This window comes from Limnohabitans sp. 63ED37-2 (assembly GCF_001412535.1).
GTDB lineage: Bacteria > Pseudomonadota > Gammaproteobacteria > Burkholderiales > Burkholderiaceae_C > Limnohabitans_A.
In genome coordinates this window covers 1,507,475-1,522,293 of record NZ_CP011774.1, presented here as the reverse complement: position 1 = coordinate 1,522,293, position 14,819 = coordinate 1,507,475, and the positions used below count along the sequence as shown (strand labels likewise).

Genomic DNA, 14,819 nt, shown 5'->3' with positions numbered 1-14,819 from the left:
GCCTACCCATTCAGGCTTGATGGCCGCCCTGTTTTGTCGGGCCTGTGAGGAGGTACAAGAGCGGGCCAAACGATCCGGCGAGCAGTGTGAGGACGAGCCATGGCCAAACGTTCCGCTTCTTTTGCTTGGCGTCATGCCACATCCACACCATGATCAGCGACAGGGCGATGACCAGGTCGATGAATATTTGCATGGACCCCAAGCTGTCAGTGATTGCTCCCAAGATGCCAGAAATGCCTCCTTGCCAAATGGCGGTGGCCGTGAAAGCCCCGAAGGCTGTCAAGGTGAGAAACAAGATGGTTTTGAACATACAGGGTCCTTTCAAAACATGTCACTGTGCACGCCGTCATGAATCGTTGCAATTACCTGAGAGGTCATTGCAACGCTGTCGTGCTGTGATCCAATGACGAGATGGAAACGGTCGCCCCAAGCCTTCGAGACACCCTTCAAAATGCCCGCAAATCCAGGCGCATCAGCCAGCTTGAATTGGCCTTGCGCTTGGGGGTTTCGCAGCGGCATGTGAGTTTTGTGGAAAGTGGTCGGTCTTTGCCCAGCCGTGAGTTGCTGTTGTCGTGGCTGAACGAGCTTCAGGCCCCATTGGCTTTGCGCAATGTGGCACTTTTGCAGGCAGGTTATGCCCCCGTTTACCGTGCAACCACGATGTCTGATGATTCACTGACGCCAGCACGCGAGGCCCTTTCCCGATTGCTTGCTGCTCACGATCCAATGCCTGCGATGGTGATGGATGCCGCCTGGAACGTGCTTCAAATGAATCGGGGAGCCCAATGGCTGGCACACACCCTCATGCCATGGGCTGCACAGATTCCTCAAGATCAACCCTTCAACATGTTGGACGCCATGCTTCACCCTGAGGGCATGACACACAAGATGAGCAACATCGAAGAAGTTGCACTTGTGATGCTGGCGCATTTACGGGACGATGCAGCCCTTGTGCCTGCGTTGCTGCCGCGTGTTGAGTTGCTGGCAGTCCAACTTCAACAACGGATTGGCCAGCACCTGGCACCGCACCCATCGAAAATGGTGGCCAGGGCCATGGCCCCGGTGCTCACGACTCGGTTTTCCACAGAGCATGGTGAGTTGTCATTTTTCAGCATGTTCACCACCTTCGGAACCCCACAAGACATCACCTTGTCTTCATTGCGCGTGGAGCATTTGTTTGCGGCCGATGCGGCCACGCGGGAAGTGTTCGATGCGAAAGTGGTGTGAGAGGCTTTTGCTTTCACATCAGCGTGCGACCGATTCGCCCATCAAAAACGCCGACCTTGTGAGGTCCGCGGTGGTCAACTCTTCGAGCGCTGCTTTAGAAGCCCAGTGAACAGTTTGTGTTCGCACCCGGGGTCGCTGCACTCGTTGCATTGCCAGATGCTGCGGCCTTGGTTGATTGAAAACTGGCCATCGACGCGGGTTTGTTGCGCAGACAGATCCTCACCCGGTAAACCCAGCGCCAGCAAGGCATTGTTCAAACGCCGTGGTCCTTGACCATACACCACCCGATAGGGCAGCCCGGCACCCTCGAGCGTTTGCCGCACCAAGTTGTCCACTGGGACGCGCACATGGGGGCCATCGCGTAGCAGTCCATCTGCCACCCAGGGCAGGTCCAGACCCGTGACCAAGGTGATGTCGTAAAGCGCCTGGTGTGCCAAAGCCATGGGGTAGAGGCTTTTGTCCTGAAATAGAAGATCGCTGTAGACGGCGGTCATCAAAGGTGTGGTGTCCGACAAAAGCCAGCTCTTGGGGGCTTGTTCGGCGATGTGGTCCGCTGCAAGGGCTTGTTGCTGCGCAATGGCCATTTGCTCGTGTTGTTGGGGCGTGCGACCCTCGCGCTCACACCAGTGGCGAAGTGCTTCGTCCACTGTGTGAACCGAACGGTTTCGGGCACGCAAAACTTCGGCCAGGGACTGGGTGAGCCAGCTTTTGCCTGTGCTTTCTGCACCCACGATGGCGGCGCGAAGAGCGCTCATCTTTCAAGCCGCAGCCACCCCATGGGCTTGAAACTCATTTGGCGATCTGCACGAAAATTTCATTGGATTTGACCATGCCCAGCTCATGGCGTGCCCGCTCTTCCACCATGTTCAGGCCTTCCTTGAGGTCATTGACCTCGGCGCTGAGTTGCTCCATGCGCCGACGGGCATCTTCGTTGGCCTGTTTTTGCTGCGCCAATTCTTGGCGCAACTCGCTCACATGAGGCAAGCTGCCCGGCCCAAACCACAGTTGGGCTTGCACAATCGCCAGCAGGGCGAACAGCACGATCGGGACCAGGCGGTTGCCCATGACTCAGTGCTCAGCGCAGGTTGTAAAACGCGCTGCGACCGGGGTAAACCGCGACTTCGCCCAGGTCTTCTTCGATGCGCAGCAGCTGGTTGTACTTGGCCATGCGGTCCGAACGACTCATCGAACCTGTTTTGATTTGACCGGCGTTCAGGCCCACGGCGATGTCGGCAATCGTGCTGTCTTCGGTCTCGCCTGAGCGATGGGAGATGACAGCGGTGTAGCCGGCACGCTTGGCCATTTCGATGGCTTCAAAGGTTTCTGTCAGGGTGCCGATCTGGTTGATCTTGATCAGGATCGAGTTGGCGATGCCTTTGTCGATGCCTTCTTTGAAAATCTTGGTGTTGGTCACGAACAGGTCGTCCCCCACGATTTGCACGTTCTTGGCCAGGCGGTCGGTCAGTATTTTCCAGCCGTCCCAGTCGCTTTCGGCCATGCCGTCTTCGATGCTGATGATGGGGTACTTGTCGCACCAGGTGGCCAGCATGTCGGTCCACTGCTCAGACGTCAGGCTGATGCCGCCTTCACCGGCCAGCACATATTGGCCGTCCTTGTAGAACTCGCTGGCCGCGCAATCGAGGCCAATGGCAATTTGCTCGCCAGCGGTGTAACCAGCAGCGGCGATGGCGTCCAGCACCATCTGGATGGCCGCTTCGTGGCTGTCGACGTTGGGGGCAAAGCCGCCTTCGTCGCCCACGGCAATGCTCATGCCCTTGTCGTGGATGATTTTCTTCAGAGCGTGGAACACTTCAGCGCCCCAGCGCACCGCTTCGCGGAACGACGGTGCGCCCACAGGGATGATCATGAACTCTTGCAAGTCCAGGTTGTTGTTGGCGTGAGCGCCGCCATTGATGACGTTCATCATGGGCACGGGCAGCTGGTTGCCATTCATGCCGCCAAAATAGCGGTACAGAGGCAGGCCGGATTCTTCGGCCGCAGCGCGGGCCACGGCCATGGACACGGCCAGCATGGCGTTGGCGCCCAGGCGTGACTTGTTGTCGGTGCCGTCCAAATCAATCAGGGTGCGGTCCAAAAAGGCTTGCTCGGAGGCGTCCAGGCCCAGCACGGCTTCGGAGATTTCGGTGTTGATGTGCTCCACCGCTTTAAGCACGCCTTTGCCCAAGTAGCGGCTCTTGTCGCCGTCGCGCAGCTCGATGGCTTCGCGGCTGCCGGTCGATGCGCCAGAAGGCACCGCAGCGCGGCCCATGACGCCAGACTCCAACAACACGTCGCATTCGACGGTGGGGTTGCCACGGCTGTCGAGGATTTCACGGCCGACGATATCAACGATTGCACTCATTTTTGAACTCTCTCAATTTAAAAACAAAACGGGTTGGGCTGGCCAGCAGATCAAACGCCTTCGACGGCCACCATGCGCATGATGGCCGCGCCTGAACGGGCTTCACGGGCTTTCATGTATTCGGGCAGTTCGTAGAAAGCCTTGGCGGCATCGAACGAGGGAAATTTCAGCACCACGATGCGCTCAGGGGTCCAGTCGCCTTCGAGCACTTGCACTTGGCCGCCGCGCACACACACTTCGGCACCTGCGGTTTCCATAGCGGCGGTGGACCACTTTTTGTACTCTTCGTACTGAGTGGGGTTGGTCACTTGGACGTTGGCGATGATATAGCCGCTCATGAGAAATCATCCTCTAAAAATGGGTTCTTTTTGGTGACGGAATCGAGCTGCACCAAGGTCTCGAGCAGGGCCTTCATGCGGCCCAAAGGCACTGCGTTGGGGCCGTCAGACCAAGCCTCAGCTGGCTTAGGGTGGGTTTCCATGAACAGACCTGCCACACCGGCGGCCACACCCGCGCGGGCCAGCACGGGCACCATCTCGCGGGCGCCACCGCTGCTGGTGCCTTGGCCACCGGGTTTTTGCACCGAGTGGGTCACATCAAATACCACCGGGGCACCAGTTTTGCGCATCTCGGCCAGGCTTGTCATGTCGGCCACCAGGTTGTTGTAGCCAAAACTCACACCGCGCTCGCAGGCCAGGAAGTTGTCTTCGGGCAAACCGACTTCGCGTGCAGCGTCGCGGGCTTTGTCGATGACGTTTTTCATGTCCCATGGGGCCAAGAACTGCCCCTTCTTGATGTTGACCGGCTTGCCCGATTGCGCTACAGCGCGGATGAAATCGGTCTGGCGGCACAAAAAGGCGGGGGTCTGCAACACATCGACCACGCTGGCCACGGTTTTGACTTGCGATTCGTCGTGCACATCGGTCAGGATCGGCACACCGATTTTGCGGCGCACCTCGTCCAAAATCTTCAGGCCCGCATCAATGCCCACACCGCGCTTGGTGCTGCCCGAGGACCGGTTGGCTTTGTCGAACGAGCCTTTGTAAATGAAGGGGATGCCCAGCGAGGTGCACGCCTCTTTGAGGCGACCGGCCACTTCCAGGGACATTTCCAAGCCTTCGATGGAGCAGGTGCCTGCGATCAAAAAGAAGGGCTGGTTCAGTCCAACGTCAAATCCACACAGTTTCATGGCAAGGTCCTTGTTGGGGTCATTCAGGCGGCGGCCTGGTGTTCAATGGCCGCCTTCACAAAGGCGTTGAACAAGGGGTGGCCGTCCCAAGGGGTGGACTTGAACTCGGGGTGGAACTGCACGCCCACATACCAAGGGTGCACGGTTTGCGGCAACTCGACGATTTCGGTCAGCTGCTCACGCTGGGTCAGCGCCGAGATCACCAAACCGGCTTTGCGCAGCTGGTCCAAGTAATTGACGTTGGCCTCGTAACGGTGGCGGTGGCGCTCGGTGACCACGTCGCCATAGATTTGGTGGGCCAGCGTGCCCTTGGCCACGTCGGAGCTTTGTGCACCCAAACGCATGGTGCCACCCAAATCGGAATTGGCGTCGCGTTTCTGGATCGAGCCGTCCGCATCTTTCCACTCGTTGATCAAGGCGATGACGGGGAAGGGCGTTTCAGGCTCGAATTCGGTGCTGTTGGCGTCCTTCATGCCGGCCATGTGGCGGGCATATTCAATGGTCGCCACCTGCATACCCAGGCAGATGCCCAAGTAAGGCACTTTGTGGGTGCGTGCGAATTGCGCCGTTTCGATCTTGCCTTCCACCCCACGTTTGCCAAAACCGCCGGGCACCAGCACGCCGTCGTAGTGCGCCAGGCTGGCCACGGTCTCGGGGGTGATGGTTTCGGAGTCGATGTGCTCGATCTTCACACGCACATGGTTGCGCATGCCCGCATGGCGCAGCGCTTCGTTGACGGACTTGTAGCTGTCCGACAGCTCGACGTATTTGCCGACCATGGCGATGGTGACTTCGCCCTTGGGGTTGGCGGTCTCGTACACCAGGTCGTCCCAGCGTTTGAGGCTGGCCGGTGGCGTGTTCAGGCGCAATTTGTCGCAGATCAGGCCGTCCAGGCCTTGCTCGTGCAGCACGCGGGGCACTTTGTAGATGGTGTCCACGTCGGGCATGGAGATCACGCCCCAGCTTTGCACGTTGGTGAAGAGCGAAATCTTGTCGCGCTCGTCGTCTGGAATGAAGCGATCGGCACGGCACAGCAGGGCGTCAGGCTGGATGCCGATTTCGCGCAGTTTTTGCACGGTGTGCTGGGTGGGTTTGGTCTTGAGTTCACCTGCGGTGGCAATCCAGGGCAGGTAAGTCAAGTGCACAAAAGCGGTGTTGTTGGGGCCCAGACGCAGGCTGAGTTGGCGCACGGCTTCCAAAAATGGCAAAGACTCGATGTCGCCCACCGTGCCGCCGATCTCGACGATGGCCACATCCACCGCTTCAGGCGTGCCAAAACCTGCACCGCGCTTGACGAAGTCCTGAATTTCGTTGGTGACATGGGGGATAACCTGCACGGTCTTGCCCAAGTAGTCGCCACGGCGTTCTTTTTCAAGGACGCTTTTGTAAATCTGACCGGTGGTGAAGTTGTTGGCCTTCTTCATCCGGGTGTTGATGAAGCGCTCGTAGTGGCCCAAGTCGAGGTCGGTTTCAGCGCCGTCGTCGGTGACAAACACCTCGCCGTGCTGGATCGGCGACATGGTGCCGGGGTCCACGTTGAGGTAGGGGTCGAGCTTGATAAGGGTGACGGAGAGGCCGCGCGATTCAAGGAGGGCGGCGAGCGAGGCGGAGGCGATTCCCTTGCCCAGGGAAGACACCACACCGCCGGTGACGAAGACAAATTTGGTCATGTCCAAGACGGGAGCTTTGGCTCCCGGTAGGTGGAAATCGTGATTATAGACAGTCGAGTTCGGGGTTTTGTGTCGATGTCGACTTGTCGTGGATGTTTTCGCACCGGGTTCAGGGCTGGCCGGTCGGGCTCATAACTCGCTTCGCTCGCCAAATCGCCCGATCCGGCCAGCCCTGAGCTCGGCGCTGCGTTGCGGTCAATGTTCTCTCGTCCTGCGCTCAAGCTATTTCGCACTGAATGCGAAGCGGTCTGCTACATTCACCAGCCATGAGCACATTGGCTGGAAAACACATCGTTCTGGGCTTGTCGGGCGGCATTGCGGCCTTCAAGTCGGCGGAACTCTGCCGCGCCTTGGTCAAGGCGGGCGTGACGGTGCAGGTCGTGATGACCGAGGCGGCCGAGCACTTCATGACGGCGGTGACCATGCAGGCCTTATCGGGTCGGCCGGTTTACTCCTCGCAATGGGACCCGCGTGAAGCCAACAACATGGCGCACATCAATTTGAGCCGCGAGGCCGATGCAATTGTGGTGGCTCCGGCCAGCGCGGACTTCATGGCCAAACTGCTGCATGGTGGGGCCGATGAGCTGCTCAGCCTCATGTGCCTGGCGCGGCCGCTGGACAAGGTGCTGCTCATCGTGGCCCCGGCCATGAACCGTGAAATGTGGAACAACCCGGCCACGCAGCGCAATGTGGCGCAGCTCAAAGCCGACGGCATCCATGTGCTGGATGTGGGGCAGGGCGACCAGGCTTGTGGCGAGACGGGCGACGGCCGCATGCTCGAAGCCGATGAAATTTTGGAAGACCTGGAAGCGTTTTTCACACCCAAAGTGATGTCCGGCAAGGCGGTGCTGGTCACGGCTGGGCCCACTTACGAGGCGATCGACCCGGTGCGCGGCATCACCAATTTGTCGAGTGGCAAGATGGGTTTTGCCATTGCGCGTGCAGCCCGCATGGCGGGGGCGAGCGTCACGCTGGTCGCGGGGCCCGTGCATTTGCCCTCACCGCGGGGCGTGCAGCGGGTGGATGTGCGTTCGGCCCGTCAAATGCTCGACGCGGTGCAATTGCACGCGCATGCAGCCGATGTGTTCATTGCCACGGCCGCAGTGGCCGATTGGCGGCCTGCCCATTCGGCCGATCAGAAGATCAAAAAAGACGGCTCAGGCGATACACCCCAGCTGAGCTTTGTGGAGAACCCGGACATTCTGGCCACCATCGCGCAGTCTCCGCGTGGCGCATCGGGTGAGTTGTTTTGTGTGGGTTTTGCGGCCGAAAGCCACGACTTGTTGGCGCATGCCACGGCCAAGCGCCTTCGCAAGGGGGTGCCGCTGTTGGTGGGCAATATTGGTCCTGCCACTTTTGGCCAGGACGACAACGCCTTGCTTTTGGTGGACCATGCGGGCGCTCGTGAGTTGCCTCGTGCCAGCAAACAAGCCTTGGCGGTGCAGCTGATCGACGACATTGCCCGTCGCTTGAAATAATTGTCTCCTTTTGGCGTCCCATGGCCTTGGGCCTTGGGTGCTTTACAAAATCCAGGACCCCCCTATGAACATCGACCTCAAAATCATCGACGCCCGCATGTCAGATCAGTTGCCTGCTTATGCCACACCAGGCAGTGCAGGCTTGGATTTGCGTGCTTGCCTGAGCGAGCCCTTGACACTGCAGCCCAACGCTTGGCAACTGGTGCCCACTGGCATCGCCGTGCACCTGAAAGACCCGGCTTATGCCGCCATGCTCTTGCCCCGATCGGGTTTGGGCCACAAGCACGGCATCGTGCTGGGCAACTTGGTGGGTTTGATTGACAGCGATTACCAGGGGCAATTGATGGTCAGCGCCTGGAACCGCAGCGATGTGGCTTTCACCATCGAGCCGATGGAGCGCATCGCGCAAATGGTCATCGTGCCGGTGGTGCAGGCCACATTCAATGTGGTGGCAGAGTTTGATGCACCCAGTGAGCGTGGCGAAGGTGGCTACGGCTCGACCGGCAAAAAATAAGCGCCCTGCAGGGCGCTGTTAATGGTGCTGTTCAGGGGGCTCAGTGCAGCGTGGGTATCGTCAGGCTACCCTCATCGCCCACTTCGATCTTGAAGAAACCCGTACCGCAGCTGCCGCTGCCCACTTCGGCTTCGGTGGGCTCGCGCACCGATTCCACCTTCAGGTGCAAACGCAGCGCAATGCCCGACAGCGGGTGGTTGCCGTCGAGCACCACATGCTCGGGGTAGATCTCGGTCACGGTGTAGAGCACGTTGCGCGGTGCGTCGGGGTGGCAGCCCTCGGGCAAGGCGGTGCCTTCGATCGTGAGGCCGGGCTCCAGCCCTTCGGGAAAGAGGGCCAACGGCTCCAAGAAAAGCAGCTCTTCGTTAAAGTCGCCAAAGGCGTCTTCGGGCTCCAAGTGCAGATCGACCTTGGCGCCTTTTTCGTGGCCTTGCAGGGCTTCCTCTATTTTTGGCAGCAGGTCTTGGCCGCCAATGAAGAATTCAACGGGCTCGTCCAAGGTGTCGAGAACTTCGCCCAGCGTGTCTTTGAGTGTCCAGGTCAGTGCGACCACAGAAGGTGTCTTGATTTCCATAGGACAATTGTCGCAGTTTGGCGGCCGGATTTGGCCGCCTTGTCTTTGAGCGCTGGTCTTTTGACTTGTGCAACCGGAACACCCCCATGAACACAGAACAACCTTTGGCCCTGCTCGGTGGCCTCAGCCCCAGCCAATTCATGAAGCGCCACTGGCAAAAAAAGCCCTTGCTGGTGCGCAACGCGATCCCGGGTTTTGTGCCGTGTGTGGGCCGCGCCGACTTGGTGGCCTTGGCGGGCGAGGAGGGCGTGGAGTCGCGTTTGATTGTGGATTCGCCCAAGGGCTGGAAGATGAAGCATGGCCCGTTCCCCAAGCGGGGTTTACCGCCCTTCAGCCAGAAAAAGTGGACTTTCCTGGTGCAAGGCGTCGACTTGCACCATGACGGCGTGCACGCGCTGATGCAGCAGTTCCGCTTTGTCCCAGATGCACGGCTTGACGACGTGATGATCAGCTACGCCACCGATGGCGGTGGCGTGGGGCCCCACTTTGACAGTTATGACGTGTTTTTGTTGCAGGCCCATGGGCAGCGCCGCTGGCGCATTGGCCGCAACAAAGACTTGAGTCTTCAGCCGGGCGTGCCGCTCAAGATTTTGCAAAACTTTGAGGCGGAAGAAGAGTTTGTGCTCAACCCCGGCGACATGCTGTATTTGCCCCCAAAATATGCCCACGATGGTGTGGCCGAAGGCGAGTGCATGACCTGGTCGATTGGGTTTCGGGCCCCTCAAGAGGGCGAGTTGGCCCGTGAGTTGTTGCTGGGCTTGGCCGATGAAGCGTTTGACGGTGTGGGGGACGCCATTTATCGAGATCCGAAACAAGGGGCGATGTCATCACCTGCTGCCATTCCGCAGCCTTTGGCTGGCTTTGCACGTCAAGTGGTGGATAAAGCGCTTCAAAACCCTGACTTGCTGGACAGTTTGCTGGGTGAGTATCTGACCGAGCCCAAAGCCAATGTCTGGTTTGAAGACGCCGAAGTGGCGCCCGACTTGTCGGTGGGCTTGCGCCTGGACCGCCGCAGCAAGATGATGTACGACGACAAACACGTGTTCATCAATGGCGAGGGCTTCAAGGTCGGTGGGCGTGATGCTCTTGTTTTGCGTCAATTGGCCGACGAACGGGTCATTACAGTGCAAAAAATCAAGGTTTTGAGTGCAGATGCCAAAGAGGCTCTGCTTGATTGGGCCAGTGCCGGTTGGTTAAGGAGCCTGTGAACAAGCGAGCTGAATTGTTTTTGCATCAAATAAACGAAAGCTTGCGGTAAGTGTTCGTCTGCTGGACTAGGGAAAACGCTATAATTCGAGGCTGAGTACAAAAGAGCTCGAGTGCTTTTGGCTCGGTTTCGACGGCTTTAACCACCGTTGAAACAGTTTCCGGAAATTGTTTTCACATTCACACATTAGGAAAATCAAAATGAACAAGACCCTCGTTCTGGCCGTTATCGTCGCTGCTGCTGCTTTGTCCGCTTGCGGCAAAAAAGAAGCTGCTGCTCCTGCACCTGCACCAGCTCCAGCTGCTGCCCCAGCTGCTGACGCTTCAGCTCCTGCTGCTGACGCATCCGCTCCTGCTGCTGCTCCAGCTGCTGACGCATCTGCTGCCAAGTGATCTTATTCATCCGGTGCAAACCGGATGGGTCAAAAAAAACCCCGCTTTGCGGGGTTTTTTTTCATCTTGAATTTCCTTGCTTAGCGCAATTCGGCAGCAATCAACTTCAAAATTCGCTCAGCATCCTGGATCGAAGGCTCGGGTTGACCCGTGGCCGTCAACACGCGAATGGCGCTTTGGTTATCACCTGAGGAAATGACTTTGATCTGGTATTTGGTCAGCGTCGAAGGGGTGTCCTTCTTGCTTCCAAAGATACGTCCCAGAAAGCCTGTTGGTTCGGTGCTGGTGCCGGCGGCAACATAACGCACAAAGTAAACGCCGGCCATCCGGTCGCGGTCTTCCACAGTGAAGCCGCTGCGGTCCAAGGCCACGCCCGTGCGCCGCCATGCGCGGTCGAAACTGTCCTGAAGCACGATCACGGGTTGGCCATTGACGGTGCTGACCTGGCTGCTGGTCTCCGATGCGTTGGCAGTGGCAGCCGTCGCGGTCGCGGCTGTTTTGGCCATTTCTGGCGTGGTGCCCAATTTGACCATCAGGCGGCGCATGAATTCGATTTCCAACTCAGGGTCACTGGGTCGGGGTTGCCAGATGGTGCGGTCTTTTTGGGCGTCGGTGTAGGTCTCGATCATGCCGCGGTGGGTGATGAAGATGTCCACGCCGCCTTGGGCATTGCGCTCCACTCGGGTCCTGAATTTGTCACGTTCACCGGTGGAATAGAACGAATCGAGCACCTTGCCCAAGGTCCTTCGAATGAAGTCTTGGGGCAGTTTGGCCCGGTTTTCTGCCCACTCGGTTTCCATGATGCCCACATCGGCCGCATCGGTGACAAGCACAAAACCATTGCTGGTCCAAAACTCGCGCAGAGGCTCCCAGACTTTGTCGGCTGGCAAGCTGGTCACGAGCCAACGCTGATGGCCTTGTCGCTCGATCCTGACGGGCCCTAGGGCATTGGCTGCTGTGCCAGCATCGGCTACACGGCTTCCAGCGTTTTGAAAGCCGGAGGCTGTGGCCGACGTGCTTTCGATGGCGTAGCGCGATTCCTTGCGCAACTGCGTCAGATCCGGGGGGATTTCGAGTGTGGGCGCTTTGGCCGCGCTTTTGTAGTCGATTTTGTCTTCCTGCAGCACCGAGCAGGCGCTGAGCAAGGTGGCCAAAGCCAATACCGTGGCGGTGCGCTTGAAAGGAACAGAGGACATGGTGTTGGGTGTCAAAAGGTTCACAAATTTCCTTGGGGTGTCTGTCAAATCAGGCCACTGGCCTTGAGGGCCGCTTCAACCACAGGCCGCTGCGACTCAGACAGCTCGGTCATGGGCAAGCGCAGTGTGGGGCCGCAAAGCCCCATGCGCTGCATGGCCCATTTGACGGGGATGGGGTTGGCTTCGACAAACAGGTTTTTGTGCACAGGCAAGAGCTGGAACTGGATGCGCATGGCTTCTTTCACGTCGCCTCGTAAGGCGGCCATGCACAGCTCGTGCATTTGACGCGGTGCCACGTTGGCGGTCACGCTGATGTTGCCAGCGCCACCGCAGAGCATCAGGGCCACAGCCGTGGCGTCATCGCCCGAGAAAACAGCGAACGCTTTGGGCACATCGCGGATGAGCCATTGGGCGCGTTCGATGTTGCTGGTGGCTTCCTTGATGCCAATGATCCCTGGCACTTGGGCCAAGCGCAGGACGGTGTCGTGCTGAAGATCGGCCACGGTGCGGCCAGGCACGTTGTACAAAATCACGGGCAGCTTGGGCGTGGCTTCGGCGATTGCCTTGAAGTGCTGGAACAGGCCTTCCTGAGTGGGCTTGTTGTAATAGGGCACCACTTGCAATTGGGCGTCAGCACCGATGGACTCGGCGTATTTGGCCAGCGAAATGGCTTCTGCGGTGGAGTTGGCGCCGCAGCCGGCAATGATGGGTATCCGCTTGGCCGCTTGTTCCACCGATACCCGCAGAATTTCGCGGTGTTCGTCCACGTTCACGGTGGGCGATTCGCCCGAAGTGCCGACGATCACCAACCCATCGGTGCCTTCGGTCACATGCCAGTCGATCAGTTTTCGCAAAGTGGGGTAATCCACTTGGCCGTCGTTGAGCATGGGTGTGATCAGAGCAGGGATGCTGCCACGGATGGGGCGTTGGTCGGTGGTCATGTCGGGGATTTCTGATACAGAAAAAGAACCATTCTAACGAGTGCAACCCCATGGTTGCATGGGAGAGCCTGTCAGGGGGCAAAGCCGGGCTCGCGCTCAATGCGGTGTCGGTTTCAGGCAGGACGCAAAGGCCAGCGTTGGAGGGTCTTTGGGGATTCGTCTCGCACGGCGACGATGCGTTGCACAAACCTGTCTGGCGAGGCCTCAAAGCCGTCTTCGTAAGCTACCGTGCGCAAGCCTTCGGCCGCCTTGATCAGTTCGCCGGGTTGCAGCAAAAAGTCTGGTCGCGAAGGTTTGCCCACGGTTTCGTTGCCGGCTGCAAAGGTTTCGTAGATCAACAGACCACCCGGGGCCACACTGGCCACAACCTTTGGCAGCAAGGGTCTCCAAAGGTAATGGGTCACGACCACGCATCCGAAAGTTTCGCCATCAAAAGGCCAGGGGCCATTTTCGATGTCAGCGCAAACGACCTCGCCACTGCTTTTGGCCATGGCCACGGCGTCGGGGTTGCGGTCTACACCTGTGACTTGGTGTCCCAACAAGGCCAAATAACGCATGTGGCGACCTGCGCCGCAGGCCACATCGAGCACGGTGCTGCCCGGGGCGATCAGGTGTGACCAGCGTTGCAGCCAGGCGGAGGGGTTTTCGGTGCCGTGCATGGATGGTGCTTTCAAGTCAAACGCGTGGTTAAAAGCAGGACCACAGCTGTTCAGACAGCATGATCACCACGTCGGACTGGCCATACAGCCAAAATGTCAGGCCCAAGGCTGCAGCCCCGAGCAAAAACCAGGTGGGTTGGGCACTCATGTTGCTTGGGGTGTTGGGCGGGCAATCGGGCTCTCGCGCACAGGCAGGTTCACCAGCGCGGCCAGCACACCCAGCGCAATGGCCAGGTACCAGACGATGTCGTAGCTGCCCGTCTTGTCATACAGATAGCCGCCCAGCCAGACCCCCATAAAGGAGCCGATCTGGTGGCCGAAAAAGATGAAACCGCTGAGCATGGACAAATGTGCCACCCCAAAAATATGTGCAACCGCCGCATTGGTGGGCGGCACAGTGGACAGCCACAGCAAGCCCATCACGGCTGAGAAGATGTAAACGCTGGTTGGCGACAGTGGCACCAGCAAGAACAGCGTGATCGCCACCGAGCGCGAGATGTAAATGGTGGCCAGGATGTGCTTTTTGGGAATTTGTGGGCCCATGGTGCCCGCAATGTAGGTGCCCACCACGTTGAACAGACCAATCAGGGCCAGCGCATAACTGGCCACTTGGGGTGCCATGCCGTGGTCTTTCAGGTAGCTGGGCATGTGCACACCGATGAACACCACCTGAAAGCCACACACAAAATAGCCGGCCATCAGCAGCTGAAAACTCGGGTACTTGAAGGCTTCTTGCAGCGATTGGAGAATGGTCTGCTCACGTTTGACCTGGCCCGGCGCGTTCAAAGCCGGCTCGCGCAGACCCCAAGCCAGGGGAATGATGAGCACGGTGGCGGCGGCCAAAATCATCAGGGCGTTTTGCCAACCCGCTTGGCTGATCAGCATGCCTTCCACCGGCACCATCAAAAACTGCCCGAAGCTGCCGGCCGCTGCCGCAATGCCCATGGCCCACGAACGGCGCTCTGCCGGCACGTTTCGCCCGATCACGCCATAAATTACGGCGTAGGTGGTGCCCGCTTGTGCGGTGCCGATGATGACGCCCGTGAACAGGGCAAACATCCAGGGCGTTTGGGCCTGGGCCATGCCCACCAGCCCCAATGCGTAGAGCAAGGCGCCGGCCGTGATGACGCGGAAAGCGCCAAACTTGTCGGCCAGCATGCCCGCAAAAATGCCCATGAAGCCCCAGGCCAGATTCTGGATGGCCATGGCAAAGCCGAACTCTTGACGGCCCCAGCCTTGGGCTTGGGTGATGGGCTGAAGCCACAGGCCAAAACCGTGGCGTATGCCCATGGACAGCGTGACAATGGCCGCGCCGCAAATCAGAACCTGGGTCAGTGAAAGGGGTTTGTGTTGCATCCCCCTGACTTTAACCAATGTGGTGCCACCCCGAAGTCACTCAGATGCATGTTG

General features: G+C 58.9%; 17 protein-coding genes. 4 read left to right on the top strand and 13 right to left on the bottom strand.

Going from position 1 to position 14,819, the window contains the following annotated elements; genetic code table 11:
- Positions 1-10 precede the first annotated feature (10 nt).
- Positions 11-310, bottom strand: coding sequence for a DUF2834 domain-containing protein (locus L63ED372_RS07245; protein ID WP_062404854.1), 300 nt, complete (start codon positions 308-310; stop codon positions 11-13).
- A gap of 101 nt (positions 311-411) precedes the next feature.
- On the opposite strand from L63ED372_RS07245, the gene L63ED372_RS07240 reads away from it, so the two are divergent.
- Positions 412-1,227: a helix-turn-helix domain-containing protein gene (locus L63ED372_RS07240; protein ID WP_062404852.1), complete on the top strand. Its 816-nt coding sequence runs from the start codon at positions 412-414 to the stop codon at positions 1,225-1,227.
- Between the two features lie 74 nt (positions 1,228-1,301).
- Here the strand turns inward: L63ED372_RS07240 and L63ED372_RS07235 are convergent, their stop codons facing one another.
- The 6 genes from L63ED372_RS07235 to L63ED372_RS07210 are packed head-to-tail and all read right to left on the bottom strand — an operon-like array spanning position 1,302 to position 6,448.
- On the bottom strand, positions 1,302-1,982 hold the full coding sequence (locus tag L63ED372_RS07235; protein ID WP_062404849.1) for an AAA family ATPase: 681 nt from the start codon (positions 1,980-1,982) through the stop codon (positions 1,302-1,304).
- A gap of 34 nt (positions 1,983-2,016) precedes the next feature.
- On the bottom strand, positions 2,017-2,292 hold the full coding sequence (ftsB, locus tag L63ED372_RS07230; protein ID WP_062404847.1) for a cell division protein FtsB: 276 nt from the start codon (positions 2,290-2,292) through the stop codon (positions 2,017-2,019).
- Positions 2,293-2,302: 10 nt separating this feature from the next.
- A complete protein-coding gene (gene eno, locus L63ED372_RS07225) occupies positions 2,303-3,589 on the bottom strand; it encodes a phosphopyruvate hydratase (RefSeq protein ID WP_062404845.1) in 1,287 nt (428 codons plus the stop codon).
- A gap of 50 nt (positions 3,590-3,639) precedes the next feature.
- A complete protein-coding gene (locus L63ED372_RS07220; protein WP_062404843.1) occupies positions 3,640-3,927 on the bottom strand; it encodes a DUF1330 domain-containing protein in 288 nt (95 codons plus the stop codon).
- Positions 3,924-4,778 (bottom strand): 3-deoxy-8-phosphooctulonate synthase, encoded by an 855-nt coding sequence (gene kdsA / locus L63ED372_RS07215; protein ID WP_062404841.1) that lies wholly within the window; start codon positions 4,776-4,778, stop codon positions 3,924-3,926. The genes L63ED372_RS07220 and kdsA overlap by 4 nt, the downstream gene beginning before the upstream one ends.
- A gap of 23 nt (positions 4,779-4,801) precedes the next feature.
- Complete coding sequence (locus tag L63ED372_RS07210) at positions 4,802-6,448, bottom strand: CTP synthase (protein ID WP_062404839.1); 1,647 nt, start codon at positions 6,446-6,448, stop codon at positions 4,802-4,804.
- A gap of 266 nt (positions 6,449-6,714) precedes the next feature.
- On the opposite strand from L63ED372_RS07210, the gene coaBC reads away from it, so the two are divergent.
- Positions 6,715-7,926, top strand: a complete 1,212-nt coding sequence (gene coaBC / locus L63ED372_RS07205) for a bifunctional phosphopantothenoylcysteine decarboxylase/phosphopantothenate--cysteine ligase CoaBC (protein WP_062404837.1) — start codon at positions 6,715-6,717, stop codon at positions 7,924-7,926.
- 64 nt (positions 7,927-7,990) lie between these two features.
- A complete protein-coding gene (dut, locus tag L63ED372_RS07200) occupies positions 7,991-8,440 on the top strand; it encodes a dUTP diphosphatase (RefSeq protein ID WP_062404835.1) in 450 nt (149 codons plus the stop codon).
- A gap of 40 nt (positions 8,441-8,480) precedes the next feature.
- Here the strand turns inward: dut and L63ED372_RS07195 are convergent, their stop codons facing one another.
- On the bottom strand, positions 8,481-9,014 hold the full coding sequence (locus L63ED372_RS07195; protein WP_062404833.1) for an FKBP-type peptidyl-prolyl cis-trans isomerase: 534 nt from the start codon (positions 9,012-9,014) through the stop codon (positions 8,481-8,483).
- A gap of 86 nt (positions 9,015-9,100) precedes the next feature.
- Here L63ED372_RS07195 and L63ED372_RS07190 point away from each other — a divergent pair, with 86 nt between their 5' ends.
- Positions 9,101-10,222: a JmjC domain-containing protein gene (locus L63ED372_RS07190; RefSeq protein WP_062407778.1), complete on the top strand. Its 1,122-nt coding sequence runs from the start codon at positions 9,101-9,103 to the stop codon at positions 10,220-10,222.
- A 224-nt stretch (positions 10,223-10,446) separates the two neighbouring features.
- On the opposite strand, the gene L63ED372_RS16370 is transcribed toward L63ED372_RS07190, so the two are convergent.
- The 5 genes from L63ED372_RS16370 to L63ED372_RS07170 all read right to left on the bottom strand — a co-directional run bounded on the left by L63ED372_RS16370 (position 10,447) and on the right by L63ED372_RS07170 (position 14,765).
- Positions 10,447-10,623 carry a hypothetical protein gene (locus L63ED372_RS16370; RefSeq protein WP_156343570.1) on the bottom strand — a complete coding sequence of 59 codons (177 nt, stop codon included), beginning with the start codon at positions 10,621-10,623 and terminating at the stop codon, positions 10,447-10,449.
- A 70-nt stretch (positions 10,624-10,693) separates the two neighbouring features.
- Entirely contained in the window at positions 10,694-11,809 is a 1,116-nt protein-coding gene (bamC, locus tag L63ED372_RS07185) for an outer membrane protein assembly factor BamC (RefSeq protein WP_062407776.1), read from the bottom strand.
- A gap of 44 nt (positions 11,810-11,853) precedes the next feature.
- Complete coding sequence (gene dapA / locus L63ED372_RS07180; RefSeq protein WP_062404831.1) at positions 11,854-12,750, bottom strand: 4-hydroxy-tetrahydrodipicolinate synthase; 897 nt, start codon at positions 12,748-12,750, stop codon at positions 11,854-11,856.
- Positions 12,751-12,863: 113 nt separating this feature from the next.
- On the bottom strand, positions 12,864-13,409 hold the full coding sequence (locus L63ED372_RS07175) for a class I SAM-dependent methyltransferase (protein WP_062404829.1): 546 nt from the start codon (positions 13,407-13,409) through the stop codon (positions 12,864-12,866).
- Between the two features lie 144 nt (positions 13,410-13,553).
- Complete coding sequence (locus L63ED372_RS07170; protein ID WP_062404826.1) at positions 13,554-14,765, bottom strand: MFS transporter; 1,212 nt, start codon at positions 14,763-14,765, stop codon at positions 13,554-13,556.
- Positions 14,766-14,819 lie beyond the last annotated feature (54 nt).

Excerpts from the sequence above, each read along its gene's own strand:
- L63ED372_RS07175 (WP_062404829.1), bottom strand. The coding sequence starts at position 13,409 with ATGCACGGCACCGAAAACCCCTCCGCCTGGCTGCAACGCTGGTCACAC.
- L63ED372_RS07170 (WP_062404826.1), bottom strand. The coding sequence starts at position 14,765 with ATGCAACACAAACCCCTTTCACTGACCCAGGTTCTGATTTGCGGCGCG.
- L63ED372_RS07240 (WP_062404852.1), top strand. The coding sequence starts at position 412 with ATGGAAACGGTCGCCCCAAGCCTTCGAGACACCCTTCAAAATGCCCGC.
- L63ED372_RS07195 (WP_062404833.1), bottom strand. The coding sequence starts at position 9,014 with ATGGAAATCAAGACACCTTCTGTGGTCGCACTGACCTGGACACTCAAA.
- eno (WP_062404845.1), bottom strand. The coding sequence starts at position 3,589 with ATGAGTGCAATCGTTGATATCGTCGGCCGTGAAATCCTCGACAGCCGT.
- L63ED372_RS07220 (WP_062404843.1), bottom strand. The coding sequence starts at position 3,927 with ATGAGCGGCTATATCATCGCCAACGTCCAAGTGACCAACCCCACTCAG.
- L63ED372_RS07235 (WP_062404849.1), bottom strand. The coding sequence starts at position 1,982 with ATGAGCGCTCTTCGCGCCGCCATCGTGGGTGCAGAAAGCACAGGCAAA.
- dut (WP_062404835.1), top strand. The coding sequence starts at position 7,991 with ATGAACATCGACCTCAAAATCATCGACGCCCGCATGTCAGATCAGTTG.
- L63ED372_RS07190 (WP_062407778.1), top strand. The coding sequence starts at position 9,101 with ATGAACACAGAACAACCTTTGGCCCTGCTCGGTGGCCTCAGCCCCAGC.
- bamC (WP_062407776.1), bottom strand. The coding sequence starts at position 11,809 with ATGTCCTCTGTTCCTTTCAAGCGCACCGCCACGGTATTGGCTTTGGCC.
- L63ED372_RS07245 (WP_062404854.1), bottom strand. The coding sequence starts at position 310 with ATGTTCAAAACCATCTTGTTTCTCACCTTGACAGCCTTCGGGGCTTTC.
- coaBC (WP_062404837.1), top strand. The coding sequence starts at position 6,715 with ATGAGCACATTGGCTGGAAAACACATCGTTCTGGGCTTGTCGGGCGGC.
- kdsA (WP_062404841.1), bottom strand. The coding sequence starts at position 4,778 with ATGAAACTGTGTGGATTTGACGTTGGACTGAACCAGCCCTTCTTTTTG.
- dapA (WP_062404831.1), bottom strand. The coding sequence starts at position 12,750 with ATGACCACCGACCAACGCCCCATCCGTGGCAGCATCCCTGCTCTGATC.
- ftsB (WP_062404847.1), bottom strand. The coding sequence starts at position 2,292 with ATGGGCAACCGCCTGGTCCCGATCGTGCTGTTCGCCCTGCTGGCGATT.
- L63ED372_RS16370 (WP_156343570.1), bottom strand. The coding sequence starts at position 10,623 with ATGAATAAGATCACTTGGCAGCAGATGCGTCAGCAGCTGGAGCAGCAG.
- L63ED372_RS07210 (WP_062404839.1), bottom strand. The coding sequence starts at position 6,448 with ATGACCAAATTTGTCTTCGTCACCGGCGGTGTGGTGTCTTCCCTGGGC.